This window comes from Xanthomonas sp. NCPPB 4037 (genome assembly GCF_041475695.2).
In the GTDB taxonomy this organism is placed as follows: domain Bacteria; phylum Pseudomonadota; class Gammaproteobacteria; order Xanthomonadales; family Xanthomonadaceae; genus Xanthomonas; species Xanthomonas campestris.
In genome coordinates this window covers 1,192,258-1,209,475 of sequence record NZ_CM191261.1, presented here as the reverse complement: position 1 = coordinate 1,209,475, position 17,218 = coordinate 1,192,258, and the positions used below count along the sequence as shown (strand labels likewise).

The following is a 17,218-nucleotide window of genomic DNA, read 5'->3' as shown; positions in this document are numbered from 1 at the left end:
TCACACCGCGCGTCACAGCGCCCTGAGTGATCAGGCGCGCCGGCGCTTCTTGGCATCGTCCGAACGCAGCTGCTGGATGCGCTCGAAATACCCCGGCTCGATACCGGTGATGTACTCGCCGTTGAAGCAAGACGAATCGAACTGCTTGATGTCCGGATTGCCTTCGCGCACCGCCACTTCCAGGTCTTCCAGATCCTGGTAGATCAGCCAGTCGCAGCCCAGGAATTCCTGGATTTCCTGCTCGCTGCGGCCATGCGCGATCAGTTCTTCGGCGGCCGGCATGTCGATGCCGTAGATGTTCGGGTAGCGCACCGGCGGCGCGGCCGAGGCCAGATAGACCTTGCGTGCACCGGCGTCGCGCGCCATCTGCACGATCTGCCGGCTGGTGGTGCCGCGCACGATCGAATCGTCGACCAGCAGCACCACGCGGTTGCGGAATTCCAGATGGATCGGGTTGAGCTTGCGGCGTACCGATTTCTGCCGTTCGCCCTGCCCCGGCATGATGAAGGTGCGGCCCACGTAACGGTTTTTGACGAAGCCTTCGCGGTACTTCACGCCGAGCACGTTGGACATCTCCAGCGCCACATCGCGCGAGGTGTCCGGGATCGGAATGATGGTGTCGATGTCATGGTCCGGGCGCAGGCGCAGAATCTTCTCGCCCAGCTTCAGGCCCATACGCATGCGCGCCTTGTGCACCGAGATGTTGTCGATCATCGAATCGGGACGCGCGAAATACACGTACTCGAAGATGCACGGCGCATGGTCGGTCGGCGCGGCACAGATTTCGGAGAACAGCTCGCCGCGCGCGGTGATCACCAGCGCCTCGCCCGGGCGCACGTCGCGCACGCGCTGGTAGCCGAGAATGTCCAAGGCCGCCGATTCGGACGACACAATGTACTCGGTGCCTTCGGCGTGTTCGCGCTTGCCCAGTACCAGCGGGCGGATGCCGTGCGGGTCGCGGAATGCCACCAGGCCCAGACCCAGCACCACGCTGACCACCGCGTAGCCGCCCTTGCAACGGCGATGCACGCCGGCCACCGCGCGGATCGCCGCTTCGGGGGTAAGCATGCGTTGCGCGTCCAGCTCGTAGGCGAACACGTTCAACAGCACTTCGCTGTCCGAATCGGTGTTGATATTGCGGCGGTCGGCCTCGAACACCTGCTGGCGCAAGGCCTCGGTGTTGATCAGATTGCCGTTGTGCGCCAACGCGATGCCGTACGGCGAATTGACGTAGAACGGCTGTGCTTCGTCCATGCCTTCCGAACCGGCGGTCGGGTAGCGGCAATGCGCGATGCCGACGCGGCCTTCCAGCACCGCCATCTTCTTTTCGTCGAAGACGTCGCGGACCAGGCCGTTGGCTTTTTGCACGCGCAACCGCGTGCCATCGGCCGTGGCGATGCCTGCGGCATCCTGCCCGCGATGCTGCAGGACGGTCAGGCCGTCATAGAGCTGCCCGGCGACGTTCTGGTTGCCGACAATACCGACGATGCCACACATGGTGCGCGTTCTCCGCTTCGGCTTGCGCCGTTACTGTGAAGGTGGCCGTGCCTGGCCTTGGGACTCGACCCGAGCCGGGTCGCTTTCTCCGCCGCGAACCTGCGCCGGATCGATATTGGCCGGCATCGCCTGCGTCGGATCGCGTCCGTCGCTGGCAGCGTTGCCGGGTTTGCCGAGCGCATTGTTGATCGTGTCGCTCAGGCCAGACCCGGAGAGCGCCTTGCCCAGGTCCGTATTATCGCCTGCCGAAGGCAACTTCCCCAACTCCGCTGATACGTTGCCGAGTTCCATCGATGGAAGGTCCATCGAGGGCATTCGCCAGGCCGGCAATTGCGCGCGCATCCAGCCAGCGCCCGGCGACAGCACCGGCAGCAGGACCGATTGCCGCCAGGCCGGTTCGCGCGGCAGTGGCGTGAAGCCCATCAGCAGCACCAGCACGCAAGCCAGGAAGGCCCCGCGCACCACGCCCAGACCGAACCCGAGCATGCGGTCGGTCCCACCGAGCTTGACCGCGTCCACGCCGGCGCGGATCACCATGCCGATCACCGCCACGCTGATCAGCACGCCCACGAACACCATGGCGTAGCCGCCGAACGACTCGGTGGCCGAGGGATGCTTGCCATCGGCCAGCCAACGCGCGGCCGGGCCGCCGAACAGGAACGTGGCCCAGCCGGCCAGCAGCCACGACAGCGTGCCGACCACGATCGCCACAAATCCACGTAGCAGGCCTAACAGCGCCGACACCAGGATGATGACGCCCAACACCATGTCGATCATGGCCAACCTCGTGACGCGGGGTGCGCGCCGCTTGCCTGGCAGGATGCAGTCATCATCGCCCTCCCCTCCATGGGTGTGAGGCTATCGAGAATCAAGGATGTGGACGCACCATGCCGGAGATGCCGACCTTGGCCGCCACCTGGGCACGCAATTGCTCGGCATCGCCACGGTTGGCCACCGGCCCGACGCGCACGCGGTTGAGCGCGCCCTTGTCGGTGCGCACCTGTTCCACGAACGCGCTGAATCCGGCGGCGCGCACGCGGTCGCGCAGCGCATTGGCGTCTTCGGCACGGCCGAAGGCGCCCAGCTGGACCGCAAACCCAACCCCACTGGCGGCCGGCGCGGCGGGCGCGGTCGGCGCTGCCGCGACCGGCTTGGCCGGCTCGGGCTTACTGGGTTCGGGCTTGGGCGCTTCCGGCTTGGCTGGCGCAGGCTTGGGCGCTTCGGCCGGCTTGGGCACTGCGGTCACCGGCTTGGCCGGCTCCGGCGGCAGGCTCTCGGTCTTGGTCGGCGCCGTGGTGGCCGCCGCGGTCGTGCTGCCGGCCGGCTTGGGCGTGGCGGTGCTCGGGGTGGGAGCGGTCACCGGTGCAGGCGCATTGGCACCGGCATCCAGCGTCACCACCTGCGCGTTGACGTCGCTGCGCACCTTGACCGCCTGCAGACGGGCCGCTTCGGCCTGCGCCTGCTCGGCATACGGGCCCACCCGCACGCGCCAGGCAGGGCGACCATTGATCTGGGTCTTTTCGCTGAAGCCGGGCAACTGCGCCTGCTTGAGCCGCGCGATCACCGCATCGGCGTCGGCACTGCTGGCGTAGGCGCCGAAGTTGACCGCGTAATTACCCGCAGCCACCTCCGGTGCGGACGGCGTGCTCGACGGGGCGGCCAGATCGGCCGCATCGGGGTTGTCCTGCACTGCGGCCGGTGCGGTGGCGGCGCCCCGCATGCCGAGTGCACCGCCGGCCGGTGTGGCACCGGGCGTGACCAGCGGCAATTCGCGGGTTTCGAACTCGCCAGTGCCGGGTGCGGTAGGCGCGTCGAGCGGAACATCGGCCACGCCGCTGGAGGGCGCAGGGCCCTTGACCAGCATCGGCAGGAAGATCACGGCGAGCGCCACCAGAACGATGGCGCCAATCAGTCGCTGTTTCAGAACAGTATCCACGGAAGAGACAAGAGGCGGCGTGGCGGGGTGCCGCGGCGATTATAAGGCCGGCGCCCGGCAACCGACCTCAATGGCCTGAATGAAGTGCCTGCAACGCATCGGCCACGGTGTGGAAGGAGCCGAACACCAGCACGCGGTCGCCTGGCTGCGCCCCCGCCAGCACCGCGCGCAGCGCATCGGCCACATCGCCATGGCAGGCCGCCTGTGCGGCGGCGGTGCCCTGCAGGCGGGCGCGCAAGGCCTCGGCCGACTGCCCACGCGCGCCCTCCAGCCCGGCCAGCGCCCATTGGTCTACACATCCGGCCAGCGCCTCGACCACGCCGTGCACATCCTTGTCCGCCAGCGCCGCATACAGCGCAACGGTGGTGCCGGCCGGCGTGGCCTTGCCCAGGGCCTGGGCCAGGGCGCGCGCCGCCTGCGGGTTGTGGCCGACATCCAGCATCAGCTCCACCCCATCGCGCGCGACCCGCTGCAGGCGGCCAGGCAGCTGCGCGGCCGTCACACCCTGGGCCCAGGCGGTTGCAGGCACCTCGACTGGCAACGCCTGCAATGCGGCGATTGCCGCCGCTGCATTGGCCAGCTGCACCGGCGCCTGCAAGGCTGGCATCGGCAGCTCCAGGGTCTGCGCAACATCACGCCAGCGCCAGTGCTGCGCATCGATGGGCTCATGGAAATAATCGCTGCCGGCGCGGATGGCGTTGGCGCCCAATTGGTAGGCGCGCCGCAACACACTGGATGGCGGGTCGATCTCGCCCAGCACCACCGGCTTCCAGCCGCGGATGATGCCGGCCTTCTCCGCACCAATCGCCTCGCGGTCCTCGCCCAGCCAATCGGTGTGGTCGATGTCCACGGTGGTGATCACCGCCACATCGGCGTCAATGATGTTGACCGCATCCAGACGCCCGCCCAGGCCGATTTCCAGCACCGCCAACTCCAACTCGGACTGCTGCAACAGCCACAGCGCGGCCAGCGTGCCGAATTCGAAATAGGTCAACGCGGTATCGCCGCGCGCCGCCTCCACCGCAACGAACGCGGCCACCAATTGTGCATCGCTCGCCTCGACACCGTCGATACACACGCGCTCGTTGTAGCGCAGCAGATGCGGCGAAGTGTAGGCGCCCACCTTCCAGCCGGCTGCACGCCCAATCGCTTCGATGAAGGCCACCGTGGAGCCCTTGCCATTGGTCCCGCCGACCACGATCACGTGCGTAGCCGGCGCTGCGATCTGCAGACGCGCAGCAACTTCGCGTACACGTTCCAGGCCCATGGCAATTGCGCTGGGATGCTGTTGCTCGATGTAGGCGAGCCAGTCGGAGAGTGTGTTGGGGGTGGTCACTGTGCTACCTGACGTCTTGCGGGCAGCGCGCATTATCGCGGTTGGCCGGGCCCTGGACTACCAGCAGCAGCTTTTCATCTTTGACCCGCGGACGCTTGCTGTCTGCCATCCGTGAGCAGGTGGCAACGCGCTGAACCTGAGACGACACCTATCCGGCCAACATGACGTCCACACCGTGGCGCGTCATTGCGGACCGTAGATTTCCACAATGTGTGTCCCCAATCGTGAGCGCTGCCCTTTCAATATCACTGCGACCTGCTGCTGTGGATAGCGGTGATATAGGTCTTCGTGGATGCAGAGGTAATCTGGAAACCCATGTTCCATTGGCCCACCCCGCAGCCGATATTCGCAGGTGCTTCGACTTGATTGATGGTCCGTCTGCATGACGTACGCTTCTTCGAATGAACCGCCAATGGCCCAGGTCAGCAACCAGGGTGCCGTTTTTGCCAGCAACAACCACGACACAAAGCCCAGCATCACCGGTGTTGCGAAGAACATGAAGGCACTGAAAATACGCCCGTGTCCGTCCAGGTCCGTTGGGCGACCAAGACGCCGGTTGTGCCTGCGCAGCCACACCGTCAGCACGATGCCAACCGCTAAACATGGCCATTTCAAAGTGCGTCCTTGCAGGAATTGTGCAGGAACGAAATCGGCAAACAGGCCCAGGACAAGCAGACCCATCACGGCGAAGAACATTCCGATCTTCATCCATGCAAACAGTTTCGATGTCACTTGATCATCCTGACGAGGTACGTTGGAGCGTGCGCCGAGTTACGGCAGGGCCGATGCGATGCGCATGCCCAGCACCGACCGCTGGCCACGCACCCGCATCGCAACCTGCTGGTCCGGATGCCGCCGATACAGCTGCTCACTGATGCAGAGATGGCTCGGGAAGCGCTCTTCGAGCGGGCCGCCGCTCAACCGGTATTTGCAGGTCCGCCCACTGCGCACGTACTCGGTTTGCATGAGGTGGGTTTCTTCAAAATCCACGCCCGCGATACGCGTATAGATCCACGGCGCGCCTCTGGCCAGCACGATCCAGCACAGCAACCCCAACAACGGCGGCGCCAGGCAGATCGCAAGCACGGTGTTGATCAGCTGCTTGCCGACGACCACCTTCCATCCACCGAAGCGATAGCCCTGCACGAGGATAAACGCCGTCATTGCCGCGCCCAGCAGCCACATCGGCGCAATCCAGTTCCGCCCGGACATGAAGGGTGCGGGGATGAAATCGGAGAAGCTCCCCAGCGCCAACAGGCCGGCCACTCCCGCGAGCGCCGTGATACGGAACGCTTTTGGCCACCGAGGCGGTGTTACGGTCGAACGCGCCATGGCGTCTTCCAGCGTCCTTGCTGCACGTGGCCTTACAACGCCCGATGCTTGGCTTCACCAAAGAACGGCGTGTGGTGCGCGCAATCGTTGAGGCGGACCACTTCCAGGTGATCGACGTCGTCGCCTTCGAGCAGGTTGAGCGTGGTGGGGGCCTGACGGAAGGTCCACAGCTTGGGCAGCGGCAGGCCCAGGATCTTGCACAGGATCACGCGGTTGACCGCATCGTGCGCGACCACCAGCAAGGTGTCGTCTGCACCCAGGCCGTCGGCGGCGCGCGCCAGACCGCGCCAGCTGCGATCGAGCACCTGACGCAGCGACTCGCCGCCGGGCATCAGCACCGTGTCGGGTTCTTCGCGCCATGCGCGCAGGCGTGCCGGATCCTTGTCATTGATTTCGCTTGCAAGCAACCCTTCCCATTCGCCATGGGCGATTTCCTGCAGGTCCGCATCGGTCTGCAGCAGGCCTGCGCGTGCAGTGCCAAGTGCCAACGTTGCGGTGGCCTGTGCACGCGAGAGTGGCGATGCCACCGCGCGGGTGATCTGCAAGGCCTGCAGACGCGCGCCCAGCGCGGCGGCCTGCCCTTCGCCGACCGGTGACAGCGGGATATCGATCTGGCCCTGGTAACGGCCTTCGGCGTTCCACGGCGTCTCGCCGTGACGGGCAAGCAGGATGCGCATGCGCGAGAGATTCCTTGGGGAGGGGCCGGCTCGCCTTGCGGCCAGACGGGAGCGGCATGATACCGCCCTCGCCGCCTCCCCGGGCCGCGAATCAGCCAGACGGTGATCTGGTCGGCGCACCGTCCTGCGCGTTGCATGCCACCCGCAAGCTAGCAGCACCCACAGCTGACTCAGGCGCGACCGAGCGCCGGGTCGCTGCGACTGGGCTTGCCGGTTTCCAGGTGCCCGGCCAGCCGGCGGCGAAACGCGCTGCCTGGCTGCTCCACCACAATGTCATACCAGTGATCGCTCGCCGCCAATGCTAGGCGCAGGGTGTGGCGCTGCCCTGCGGCCAACTGCAGCGGCTGTGTGGTCGCCTCGGCGTAATCCAGCGCGCGCACCTGCAGCGTGCACGGCTGGCGCCCGGCGTTGCCGATCTCCAACACCAGCAGCTCGCCATCCTGACGCGCCTGCACCCACGGCGCGGCCAACGCCGGCTGCTCGGCACCTAAATTCCCTGCGAACTCGCGCAGGAACCCATTCGGGCCGTGCACGTGCAATGCATACGCGCCGTTGTGCACCGCGCCCATCGGCACGTCGTCCAGCTGGGTGCCGGGCAAGACGGTGTAGTACCAGGGGCCACCTGTCGCCGCGGACGTGTACACGTTGAAGGCAGCTGCGGCGGCACCGGTGTTGACGAACTGCAACTGCACGCCGTTGTCATCGTGGACACGCGCATGCACCTGCAACGCATACGGCAGCGCGCGCGCTGGCCGCTGCCCTGGTTCCTGCCGCGGCATCTGCGCGATGGTTGGCGGCACCGGCAGCGGTTTGTCGCGCACCGCGGCCGTGCGTGCGCGGTAGTCGCCGATCGCTGGCAGCGCGCTCAGCGCGGAATGGTCCGGCTGGCGGAAGTCGAACACGCTGGTGAGATCGCCACTCACCGCGCGTCGCCACGGGCTGATGTTGGGCTCGGCCACACCGAAACGGCGCTCGAGCAAACGCAGCACGGAGGTGTGGTCGAACACCTGCGAGTTGACCCAGCCGCCGCGCGTCCAGGGCGAGATCACCAGCATCGGTACGCGGATGCCCAGTCCCACCGGAACGCCCTCGTGTACTTCGCCGCGCGCGTCCACGTTACTGCGGCCCATGCGCGCATCCAGCGCCGGCAGCGGCGCAGGCACGTGGTCGAAGAAGCCGTCGTTCTCGTCGTAGTTGATGATCAGCGCGGTCTTGGACCACACCTCGGGATTGGCGGTGAGCGCATCGATCAGCCGCGCCACCAGCGATTCGCCATATGCCGGCGGCGCCTCGGGATGTTCGCAATAGGCGGTGGGCGGGATCACCCATGACACCTGCGGCAACCGATTGGCTTGTACATCGGCGGCGATGGCTGCGACCAGATGATCGGCCTGCGTGGTGGCGGCATTGTCGGCAGTGGACCCCGGGACGCACGCACGTGCGCGTCGATAGCGCTCATCGTTGCGATCCAGATCGCGATAGTGCGCAAAGTACGCCAGCGAATTGCAGCCGAAGTTGTCGTACTCCTGATACACGCGCCAATCGACACCGGCCGCCTGCAGACGCTGCGCGTAGGTAGTCCATTGCATCGCGGCGTAACCGGGCTTGTCGCGCGCCATGTCGGCGGTCCAGTTGCCATCGTCGGCATTGGTGACCGTCTGCGCACCGGTGTTGCCCATGCTCAAGCCACTGGTACCGGTGAACAGGTACATGCGATTGGGATTGGTGGGCCCGTGCAGCGAGCAGAAATAACCATCGCAAATGGTGAACGCGTCGGCGAGCGCGTGGTAGTACGGGATGTCGCTGCGCTGGAAATAGCCCATCGTCAGCTCGCCCTTGTACGGCACCCAGGCTTCGTATTCCTGCCAGCGCAACGGGTCTTGCCCATGGCCGGCTTTCCAGGAGTGATCCAGGCTCTTGATCAGCGGCGCGCACGTGTTGCGCGCATCGAAGGCGAACGGCAACACACGTCGCCCGTCGCTGGCGGCCTGGCTCCACACCGGGTTGCCGTCGCGCAACTGCAGCGCACGTGGGTCGCCGAAGCCGCGAACCCCGCGCATGGTGCCGAAGTAATGATCGAAGGAGCGGTTTTCCTGCATCAGGATCACCACGTGTTCGATGTCGCGCAAGGTACCGGTGCGTGCGTTTGCCGGCAGTGCGAGCGCGCGTCCGATCGAGGCGGGTAGCGCACCGGCAGCCGTCAGTGCTGCCACACGTTTGAGAAAGTCGCGACGCGAGGGGGAAGCCGTCATGGAAGAAAAACCTTTGGAAAACCCTGAAAAAGACGGCGTGCCGCAGCGGCGCGCGACGCCAGTGCACACGTATAGCCCCCGCACACGACAGTTTTGCGACAGCCACCGTCATCAATGTTTCATGAGCCGTTGACACCCTGCGTCGCGAAACGCCGGTCTTGCACCGTGCGTCCGCCCTCAGCCGTGCTCGAACAGGATTCCCCCATGACTTCCGCCCGTCGTTTCCATGTCACGCCACTGGCACTCGCCCTCGCCGCGCTGCTTCCCGTCATCGCAAACGCCGCCGACCCCATCCCCGCCAGCGCGGCGGACGCGCCGGTAACGCCCGGCGATGCAGCCGGCAACGCGACCCAGCTGGATGCGATCAACGTGGTCTCGCAAGGCAGCACGCGGCAGGTGCAACGCATCAGCCGGCAGGACATCGAGCAGCTGACACCGGGCAGCAGCGCCTTCAAGGCGGTGGAAAAGCTGCCCGGCGTGCAGTTCCAGTCCGCCGATCCCTTCGGCACCTATGAATGGTCTACGCAGGTCACCTTGCATGGCTTCGACCAAAGTCGCCTGGGCTACACGCTCGACGGCATTCCGCTGGGCAACATGAGCTACGGCGTCACCAACGGCCTGCACATCACCCGCGCCATCATTTCCGAAAACCTCGGTTCGGTAGAGATCGCACAAGGCGCCGGCGCGCTCGGCACCGCGTCAAACACCAACCTCGGCGGCACCATGCAGTTCTACTCCGCCGATCCGCAGACCACGCCCGGCGCGCGGCTGGTGCAGACGGTGGGCAGCGATGCAACGCGACGCACCTTCGTGCGCGCCGATACCGGCGATCGCAACGGGTTGTCGGCGTATCTGTCCTACGCCAATGCCAGCACCGACAAGTGGAAGGGCTTCGGCGATCAGCAGTCCGAGCAGGCCAACCTCAAGACTGTCTACCAGTGGGGCGATGGCAATCGCCTGAGCCTGTTCCTGGATACCTCGCGGCGCAAGGAATACGACTACATGGACCTGTCGTTGACCAGCCAGCGCGCGCTGGGTTGGGACTACGACTACCTGCAACCGGATTGGGCCACCGCGGTGCAGATGGCACGTGCGTATCAAACCACCGGTGCCACCAGTGGTGTGGCCAACGGCTATCCGCAGTCACTGGCCGGATTGCCGGACGACTACAGCTGGCTCGATGCCAGCTACTACGCTGGCGGTGGCCTGCGCCGCGACAATCTTGCCGGCCTGTCGGGCACGTTCGTGTTTGGCGGTGCAACCCTGGATGCCGCCGGCTACTACCACGCCAATCGCGGCGAGGGGCAGTGGGTGACGCCGTATGTCGTCACCTCGGCGCAGATCCCGGTGTCGATGCGCACCACCGACTATGGCCTGGACCGTTTCGGCGGCACTAGCGCATTGAAGTGGTCGTGGGGCAATCACGATCTGGAAGCCGGCGTGTGGGCCGAGAATGCACGCACCACGCAAGGGCGCAATTACTTCGCGCTGGGCAACGAGGGCTACACCTCGCTGTACAACGTGTACGAAGCGCAGACCCCGTTCCGCCGCGATTTCCAGCAGCGCTACACCACCCAGACCCGCATGCTGTACCTGCAGGACACCGTGCGCCTGCTCGATGACCGCCTGACGGTGAACTACGGCGCAAAGGCGCTCAGCACCACCACGCGCGCCCAATCGCTGGTGCCGACCACCGCGCTGGCGCAAGGCCGCATCCGTGCCGAAGACAACTTCCTGCCGCAAGTCGGCGTGAACTACAAACTCGACGAACGCCAGGACATCTACGCCTCCTACAGCAAGAACATCGCCGCGTTCGGCTTTACGCCGTTCGCCACCTCACAGGCCGCGTTCGACCGCAGCCGCTCCACGCTGGAGCCGGAAGAGTCGCAGACGGTGCAGGTGGGCTACCGCGTGCAGGACGCGCAATTCCAGCTCTCGGCCGACGCCTACTTCACCAAGTTCTCCAACCGCTTGCTGACCACCTCGCCGTGTACGGCGGTGCAGACCTGCGCATCGATCCTGAGCAACGTGGGCGCGGTGCACAGCGCCGGCGCCGACCTGGCGTTGATGTGGCGCCCGATCGAGGGCCTGAGCTGGTTGAACTCGCTGTCGTGGAACCGCTCGCGCTACCAGGACGATTACCTCAACAACGGCGTGGTCGCTACCGCGGGCAAGGACGTGGTCGGCATTCCGGCGTTGATGTTCTCCTCCAGCGCGAGCTACCAGATTGGCAATCTGCGTTTGGATCTGGACGGCAAGTATGTCGACAAGCGCTACATCACCTTCCTCAACGATTCGCAGGTGCCCTCGTACTGGTTGTTCAACGCCGGCGCGCGCTATGACTTCGGCCGCCTCGGCGGCGTAGCCGATGTCGCGCTGGCCTTGAACATCACCAACCTCACCGACAAGCGCTACTTCGCCAGCACCGGCACCAATGGCTATGTCGCCTCCGATCCGAATGGCTACAACCAGACCATGGTGGTGGGCGCGCCGCGGCAGACCTTCCTGAGCCTGGATGTGAAGTTCTGACGCTGGCGAATGAACAGTGCGGTGTTGGATGCGCGTTGCCTCCGCGAGTGAAATGCGGTGCAACGCCAGCGCATTGAGGAGTCCACCGTAGTGGCGCCTTCTCGGGCGCCAGCAGATTCTCGACCCAAGCCCCTCGCCGTCGGGAGAGGGGCCGGCGAGAGCGGACACCGGCAGCAGCGCTGGATGGCACGGCCATCAAGCGCCGCACGTTGTGTCATCCGTTCCTGCCAGGCACTTTTCTTCAGGGGCAAGCTCCTGGCGGCTAATTCACCGCGCCGCCAGTCGATCGCACGCATCAGTCCGCTAGGGCGGCTCTGCGAGGCTGACATGCGTCTACCTCGCAAGCCTGCCTATCTCTCCATCAGGCATGGGCATGGCCCATTCCGCCACATGATCGACCGCAACGCGCTCAACGCCATCCGCTTGGCGCGCCTCCCGCTCCACCCCGTCACCTGCCAAGCCAAGCCGAGTTCCACCGCAATCGTGCACCGCCGCATGGCGCCGACGCCCGGCCGCATATAATTGCCGGCTTATCTTTCACTGAGCAGGTCCCGCCAGATGGCGCAGACGATGAAGGCGCTGGTCAAGCGCGAAGCGAGCAAGGGCATCTGGCTGGAACAGGTCCCCGTGCCCACCCCGGGCCCGAATGAGGTCCTGATCAAGCTGGAAAAGACCGCCATCTGCGGCACGGACCTGCATATCTACCTGTGGGATGAATGGAGCCAACGCACCATTACGCCGGGCCTGACCATCGGCCACGAGTTCGTCGGCCGCGTGGCCGAGCTCGGTTCGGCGGTGACCGGCTACCAGGTCGGCCAGCGCGTGTCGGCCGAAGGCCACATCGTCTGCGGGCATTGCCGCAACTGCCGTGGCGGCCGCCCGCACCTGTGCCCCAACACGGTGGGCATCGGCGTCAACGTCAACGGCGCCTTTGCCGAATACATGGTGATGCCGGCCAGCAACCTGTGGCCGATCCCCGACCAGATCCCCTCCGAGCTGGCCGCCTTCTTCGACCCCTACGGCAATGCCGCACACTGCGCGCTGGAATTCGATGTCATCGGCGAAGACGTGCTGATCACCGGCGCCGGCCCGATCGGCATCATTGCCGCCGGCATCTGCAAGCACATCGGTGCGCGCAACGTGGTGGTCACCGACGTCAACGACTTCCGCCTCAAGCTGGCCGCCGACATGGGCGCCACGCGCGTGGTCAACGTGTCCAAGACCTCGCTCAAGGACGTCATGGCCGACCTGCACATGGAAGGCTTTGACGTGGGCCTGGAAATGAGCGGCAACCCACGCGCGTTCAACGACATGCTCGATTGCATGTACCACGGCGGCAAGATCGCGATGCTCGGCATCATGCCGCGCGGCGCTGGTTGCGATTGGGACAAGATCATCTTCAAGGGCCTCACCGTGCAGGGCATCTACGGCCGCAAGATGTACGAGACCTGGTACAAGATGACCCAGTTGGTGCTGTCGGGTTTTCCGCTGCAGAAAGTGCTGACCCACCAGTTGTCGATCGACGAGTTCCAGAAGGGGTTCGACCTGATGGAAGAAGGCAAGGCCGGCAAGGTCGTGTTGAGCTGGAACTGAGTAACCGCTCCACCGCTGTGAAACGCAAAAGGCGCCGGAAGGCGCCTTTTGCATGTCAGTCCCAGTGATTATCTCGACACGCGTCCCAGCGCTGTTGCTTCGCCGCCTGCTGCACCAAGAATTGATCGCCCTACCCGCCCTCATGCCCGCAGCACGCTCCAGTGTTCCGGCAAACGCCCTGTGCGCAGCGCCTTGCTTACGGCCAGGTCACCGTCGCGGTGGCGACCAGATGGTTCTGCGAATTCTGCCGGCCGAATCCGAACTCCGCCGCTTCGCTGGTGTCGTAATACCCCACGCTCAAACCGAGCGGGCCAAATGCCTTGCCCACGTTCACCCCGAAATCGTTGTAGTCGTGGTCCACCTGGCTAAGCGAAGAGGTATAGATGCTGTGGCCCGCGTGCGCGCCAAAGGTGAAGTCGTACGGCAGCGTCCAGTTGGCGTCCAGCGCGTAGTAGTAGCCATCGGTCTTGGTGCCGTACAGATCGTTGGTGTAGGCAACCGTGACGCTGTAGGTTTTCAGGAATGTCGTCTTGGTGATCAGTTCGGCGTAATTCGACGCGCCCGCTCCCAGATACTGGTAGCGGTTAACCATGACATCGACATTCCAGTTGGCCCCGAGGTCCTTGTTGTAGCCGACAAAACCATCCACTTCCCAATCCGGATCGCCCGCGCCGTAATCGACGTTGGAAGTCCAGGTGCCGATGTACAGGCCGAACGGTGTCTTGTAGGTCAGCCCGGCCTGAAACGCAGCCTCTTCGTTGGTCTGCGAAATGCCGCGGAACAGGTAATCGCTGGTCACCGCGAAGGTGCCGGTGAACGGTGAGGCGGGTGCGTCTTCGTCCTGTGCCTGTGCCAACGGCGCGGCACCCAGGAGCAACAGCGACAGGCAACAAGCAAGCGAGGATGGCTTCATCGGGCATCTCCTGGAGCGGTGGGCGGTCGGATTGCATGAAGCGAGACTGCACAGACTTATTAGTCCAACTGCCATTGCAGCGCAACATAAATGTCGCGCTCGCTTGACCTGGCGCACATCCTTCGACGGCAGGCCGTGCGACTCAGCCTCCCTTTCATCGACCGCCGACGCACAATCTTGATGCGCGCACTGCAGGATGACGACGCGTCACAGCCACGCGCGAACGACGCGAACTGACAACCGCGCTCACCGCCAACCACTCACGCATTCGAGCTCAACAGTCCAGCGCCAACCGGCGATGCATCAGGCCGGGAACACCCCGTAATGCCGCGCAGCCAGCCGCAGTTGCTGGCCTGCCGTGATGGTGCCCGCTGATGCCGGCAGTTCCACTTCCACTTCATTGCCCGCCGCGTCCAGGATGGCGCGCACCCGCAGGCGGGCGCCGCTGCGTTGTGCCCAGGCCACGGTGGCCGGCCAGCCATCGGCGTCCGGCACCAGATCCTCGGGGCGCACGTAGACCTCCACCGGGCCCGCAGCCAGCGCCGGATTGGCCGACGGCAGCGCATGACCGGCCACCTGGATCTGGCCGTGCGCAAGCACGCCCGGAATCCGGTTCACCGCACCGACGAACGAGTACACGAACGGCGACGCCGGTGTGTCGTAGACGCGCGCCGGCGTATCGAGCTGTTCGATCCTGCCACGGTTGAGGATGGCCACGCGGTCGGCCAGTTCCAGCGCTTCTTCCTGATCGTGGGTCACGAACACCGTGGTCAGGCCGGTTTGCTCGTGCAACTCGCGCAGCCAGCGGCGCAGGTCGCTGCGCACCTGTGCATCCAGGGCACCAAAGGGCTCGTCCAGCAGCAGCACGCGCGGCTCGATCGCCAGCGCGCGCGCCAGCGCCACGCGCTGACGCTGCCCACCAGACAACTGGGTCGGGTAACGCTGCTCCAGGCCCTGCAACTGCACCAGCGCCAGCAGCTCTTCCACGCGTGCGCGGATGCGCGCTTCGGCCCAGCGCTCCTTGCCGCGCCGCACGCGCAGCCCGAACGCGATGTTCTCGAACACATCCATGTGCTTGAACAGGGCGTAGTGCTGAAACACGAAACCCACCCGCCGCGACTGCACGCTCATGCGGGTGGCGTCTTCGTCGCCGAACAGCACCTGCCCACCGTCGGCATGCTCCAGCCCGGCCATGATGCGTAACAACGTGGTCTTGCCCGAGCCGGACGGCCCCAGCAGCGCCAGCAACTCGCCTTGGCGCACGTCCAGGGTGATGTCGTCCAGTGCGGTGAAGCTCGCGAACTGCTTGCGCAGATGGCTGATACGGATGCCCATGGTCACCTCAGTGGCGGTGGTTGGCGGCGAGCGCATCGCCATGCCGCCATTCCAGATATGTCTTCACCGCCAGGGTCAGCAGCGCGGTCAATGCCAGCAGCGAGGCGCATGCAAACGCGGCGCTGTAGGCGTATTCGTTGTAGAGAATCTCCACGTGCAGCGGCAGCGTATTGGTGCGCCCACGGATATGCCCGGACACCACCGACACCGCGCCGAATTCGCCCATCGCCCGCGCCGCGCACAGCAGCACGCCGTACAACAGGCCCCAGCGGATATTGGGCACGGTTACCCGCCAGAACATTTGCCAGCCGTTGGCGCCCAGGCTCAATGCCGCCAGTTCCTCATCGCTGCCCTGCTGCTCCATCAGCGGCATCAGCTCGCGCGCGATGAAGGGAAAAGTCACGAAGGTTGTCGCCAGCACGATGCCCGGCAGCGCAAACACAATGCGCGGCAGCTGGATCAGCACCACGCCCAGTGCCGGCAATTCCACCCGCCAGCCTTCATCGATCAATGGCCAGGCCCAACCGTTGCGGCCGAAGATCAACACGAAGATCAGGCCCGCCACCACCGGCGACACCGAGAACGGCAGGTCGATGAGGCTGATCAGCAGGCGTTTGCCCGGGAACTGGTGCTTGCTCACCGCCCATGCGGCGGCCACGCCGAACACCAGGTTCAGCGGCAATACCACCGCGGTGACCAGCAAGGTCAGCTTGATCGCCGACAGCGCATCCGGATCGACCAGCGCGCGCAGAAACGTCGCCCAGCCACCACGCAGCGCCTCGGCGAACACCAGCACCAGCGGCAACAACAAAAAGGCCAGCAGGAAGCCCAATGCGCCAAGAATCATCAGCCACTGCACCCAGCGCGGCTCGCTGGTGGCCGACTCGGTGATGCGGCGTGCCTGTCGGGCAGTGGCAGTGCTCTGCAGCATGGTGGGCAGCGGCGAAACGGCGTCGGTCATGCGCTGCTCCGTTGATAGCGCAGCAGGCGTGCCTGCAGTGTATTGACCACCAGCAGGATCACGAACGACAGCAGCAGCATCGCCGCGGCAATCGCAGTGGCGCCGGCGTAGTCGAACTCCTCCAGGCGAATGGTAATCAGCAGCGGCGCGATCTCGGTCGCGTTGGGCAGGTTGCCGGCAATGAAGATCACCGAGCCGTATTCGCCCACGCCGCGCGCAAACGCCAGCGCAAAGCCGGTCAGCACCGCCGGCCACAGTGCCGGCAACACCACCCGCCAGACCGACTGCCAGCGCGAGGCGCCCAGCGTGGCCGCGGCTTCCTCGATCTCACGCTCGCTCTCGGCCAGCACCGGCTGCACCACCCGCACCACGAACGGCAGCCCCACGAACACCAGCGCAATCACGATGCCGAGCTGCGTATAGGCCACCTTGATGCCAATCGCTTCCAGCCAGCGGCCCACCCAGCCATTACCGCCATACAGCGCCGTCAGCGCGATACCGGCCACCGCGGTCGGCAAGGCGAACGGCAGGTCGATCACCGCATCGAACAGGCGCTTGCCGGGAAAGCGGTAGCGCACGAACACCCAGGCCACCCAGGTGCCCATCACCGCGTTGAACGCACCGGCCGCGAATGCCGTGCCGAAGCTCACCCGCAGCGCCGACAGCACGCGCGGCTCGCTCCAGACCCGCCACAGGCCATCCCAGCCCAGCCCGCTGGTCTTGATGAAGACACCCAGCAACGGAATCAACACGATCAGCCCCAGCCAGGTCAGGGTGATGCCCAGGCTCAGTCCAAAACCGGGCATCACGCGTCTGCGCGATGCCCGCGCCGGAGGGGGTGCAACCGACATCTGCAT

Annotated in this window: 14 protein-coding genes; 2 read left to right on the top strand and 12 right to left on the bottom strand. The window is 65.5% G+C overall.

Features of this window, described 5'->3' with window-relative positions; all coding sequences use genetic code 11:
* Nucleotides 1-30: 30 nt before the first annotated feature.
* The 8 genes from purF to ACCQ01_RS05380 form a co-directional block, all read right to left on the bottom strand.
* A complete protein-coding gene (gene purF, locus ACCQ01_RS05415; RefSeq protein ID WP_011036167.1) occupies nucleotides 31-1,497 on the bottom strand; it encodes an amidophosphoribosyltransferase in 1,467 nt (488 codons plus the stop codon).
* A 30-nt stretch (nucleotides 1,498-1,527) separates the two neighbouring features.
* Nucleotides 1,528-2,274, bottom strand: coding sequence for a CvpA family protein (locus tag ACCQ01_RS05410; protein ID WP_228433751.1), 747 nt, complete (start codon nucleotides 2,272-2,274; stop codon nucleotides 1,528-1,530).
* A gap of 91 nt (nucleotides 2,275-2,365) precedes the next feature.
* A complete protein-coding gene (locus ACCQ01_RS05405) occupies nucleotides 2,366-3,433 on the bottom strand; it encodes an SPOR domain-containing protein (RefSeq protein WP_228433749.1) in 1,068 nt (355 codons plus the stop codon).
* 67 nt (nucleotides 3,434-3,500) lie between these two features.
* Entirely contained in the window at nucleotides 3,501-4,802 is a 1,302-nt protein-coding gene (gene folC, locus ACCQ01_RS05400) for a bifunctional tetrahydrofolate synthase/dihydrofolate synthase (RefSeq protein ID WP_267132156.1), read from the bottom strand.
* A gap of 150 nt (nucleotides 4,803-4,952) precedes the next feature.
* A complete protein-coding gene (locus ACCQ01_RS05395; RefSeq protein ID WP_372358891.1) occupies nucleotides 4,953-5,477 on the bottom strand; it encodes a hypothetical protein in 525 nt (174 codons plus the stop codon).
* A 63-nt stretch (nucleotides 5,478-5,540) separates the two neighbouring features.
* On the bottom strand, nucleotides 5,541-6,101 hold the full coding sequence (locus ACCQ01_RS05390; protein WP_228433744.1) for a hypothetical protein: 561 nt from the start codon (nucleotides 6,099-6,101) through the stop codon (nucleotides 5,541-5,543).
* 32 nt (nucleotides 6,102-6,133) lie between these two features.
* Nucleotides 6,134-6,778 carry a histidine phosphatase family protein gene (locus ACCQ01_RS05385; RefSeq protein ID WP_228433742.1) on the bottom strand — a complete coding sequence of 215 codons (645 nt, stop codon included), beginning with the start codon at nucleotides 6,776-6,778 and terminating at the stop codon, nucleotides 6,134-6,136.
* 170 nt (nucleotides 6,779-6,948) lie between these two features.
* Nucleotides 6,949-9,030 carry a phosphocholine-specific phospholipase C gene (locus ACCQ01_RS05380; RefSeq protein WP_228433740.1) on the bottom strand — a complete coding sequence of 694 codons (2,082 nt, stop codon included), beginning with the start codon at nucleotides 9,028-9,030 and terminating at the stop codon, nucleotides 6,949-6,951.
* 114 nt (nucleotides 9,031-9,144) lie between these two features.
* Here ACCQ01_RS05380 and ACCQ01_RS05375 point away from each other — a divergent pair, with 114 nt between their 5' ends.
* Together ACCQ01_RS05375 and tdh are read left to right on the top strand one after the other, a co-directional pair.
* The gene (locus ACCQ01_RS05375) at nucleotides 9,145-11,559 is read left to right on the top strand and encodes a TonB-dependent receptor (protein WP_228433738.1); all 2,415 of its coding nucleotides are present in this window, start codon (nucleotides 9,145-9,147) and stop codon (nucleotides 11,557-11,559) included.
* Nucleotides 11,560-12,117: 558 nt separating this feature from the next.
* Entirely contained in the window at nucleotides 12,118-13,152 is a 1,035-nt protein-coding gene (tdh, locus tag ACCQ01_RS05370; RefSeq protein WP_172666275.1) for an L-threonine 3-dehydrogenase, read from the top strand.
* A 196-nt stretch (nucleotides 13,153-13,348) separates the two neighbouring features.
* On the opposite strand, the gene ACCQ01_RS05365 is transcribed toward tdh, so the two are convergent.
* From ACCQ01_RS05365 to cysT, 4 genes are all read right to left on the bottom strand, one after another.
* A complete protein-coding gene (locus tag ACCQ01_RS05365; RefSeq protein ID WP_011036158.1) occupies nucleotides 13,349-14,065 on the bottom strand; it encodes a TorF family putative porin in 717 nt (238 codons plus the stop codon).
* A gap of 303 nt (nucleotides 14,066-14,368) precedes the next feature.
* A complete protein-coding gene (locus ACCQ01_RS05360; RefSeq protein WP_228433806.1) occupies nucleotides 14,369-15,400 on the bottom strand; it encodes a sulfate/molybdate ABC transporter ATP-binding protein in 1,032 nt (343 codons plus the stop codon).
* 7 nt (nucleotides 15,401-15,407) lie between these two features.
* Nucleotides 15,408-16,361 (bottom strand): sulfate ABC transporter permease subunit CysW, encoded by a 954-nt coding sequence (cysW, locus tag ACCQ01_RS05355; RefSeq protein WP_115539753.1) that lies wholly within the window; start codon nucleotides 16,359-16,361, stop codon nucleotides 15,408-15,410.
* Nucleotides 16,358-17,218: a sulfate ABC transporter permease subunit CysT gene (gene cysT, locus ACCQ01_RS05350; protein WP_228433736.1), complete on the bottom strand. Its 861-nt coding sequence runs from the start codon at nucleotides 17,216-17,218 to the stop codon at nucleotides 16,358-16,360. The genes cysW and cysT overlap by 4 nt, the downstream gene beginning before the upstream one ends.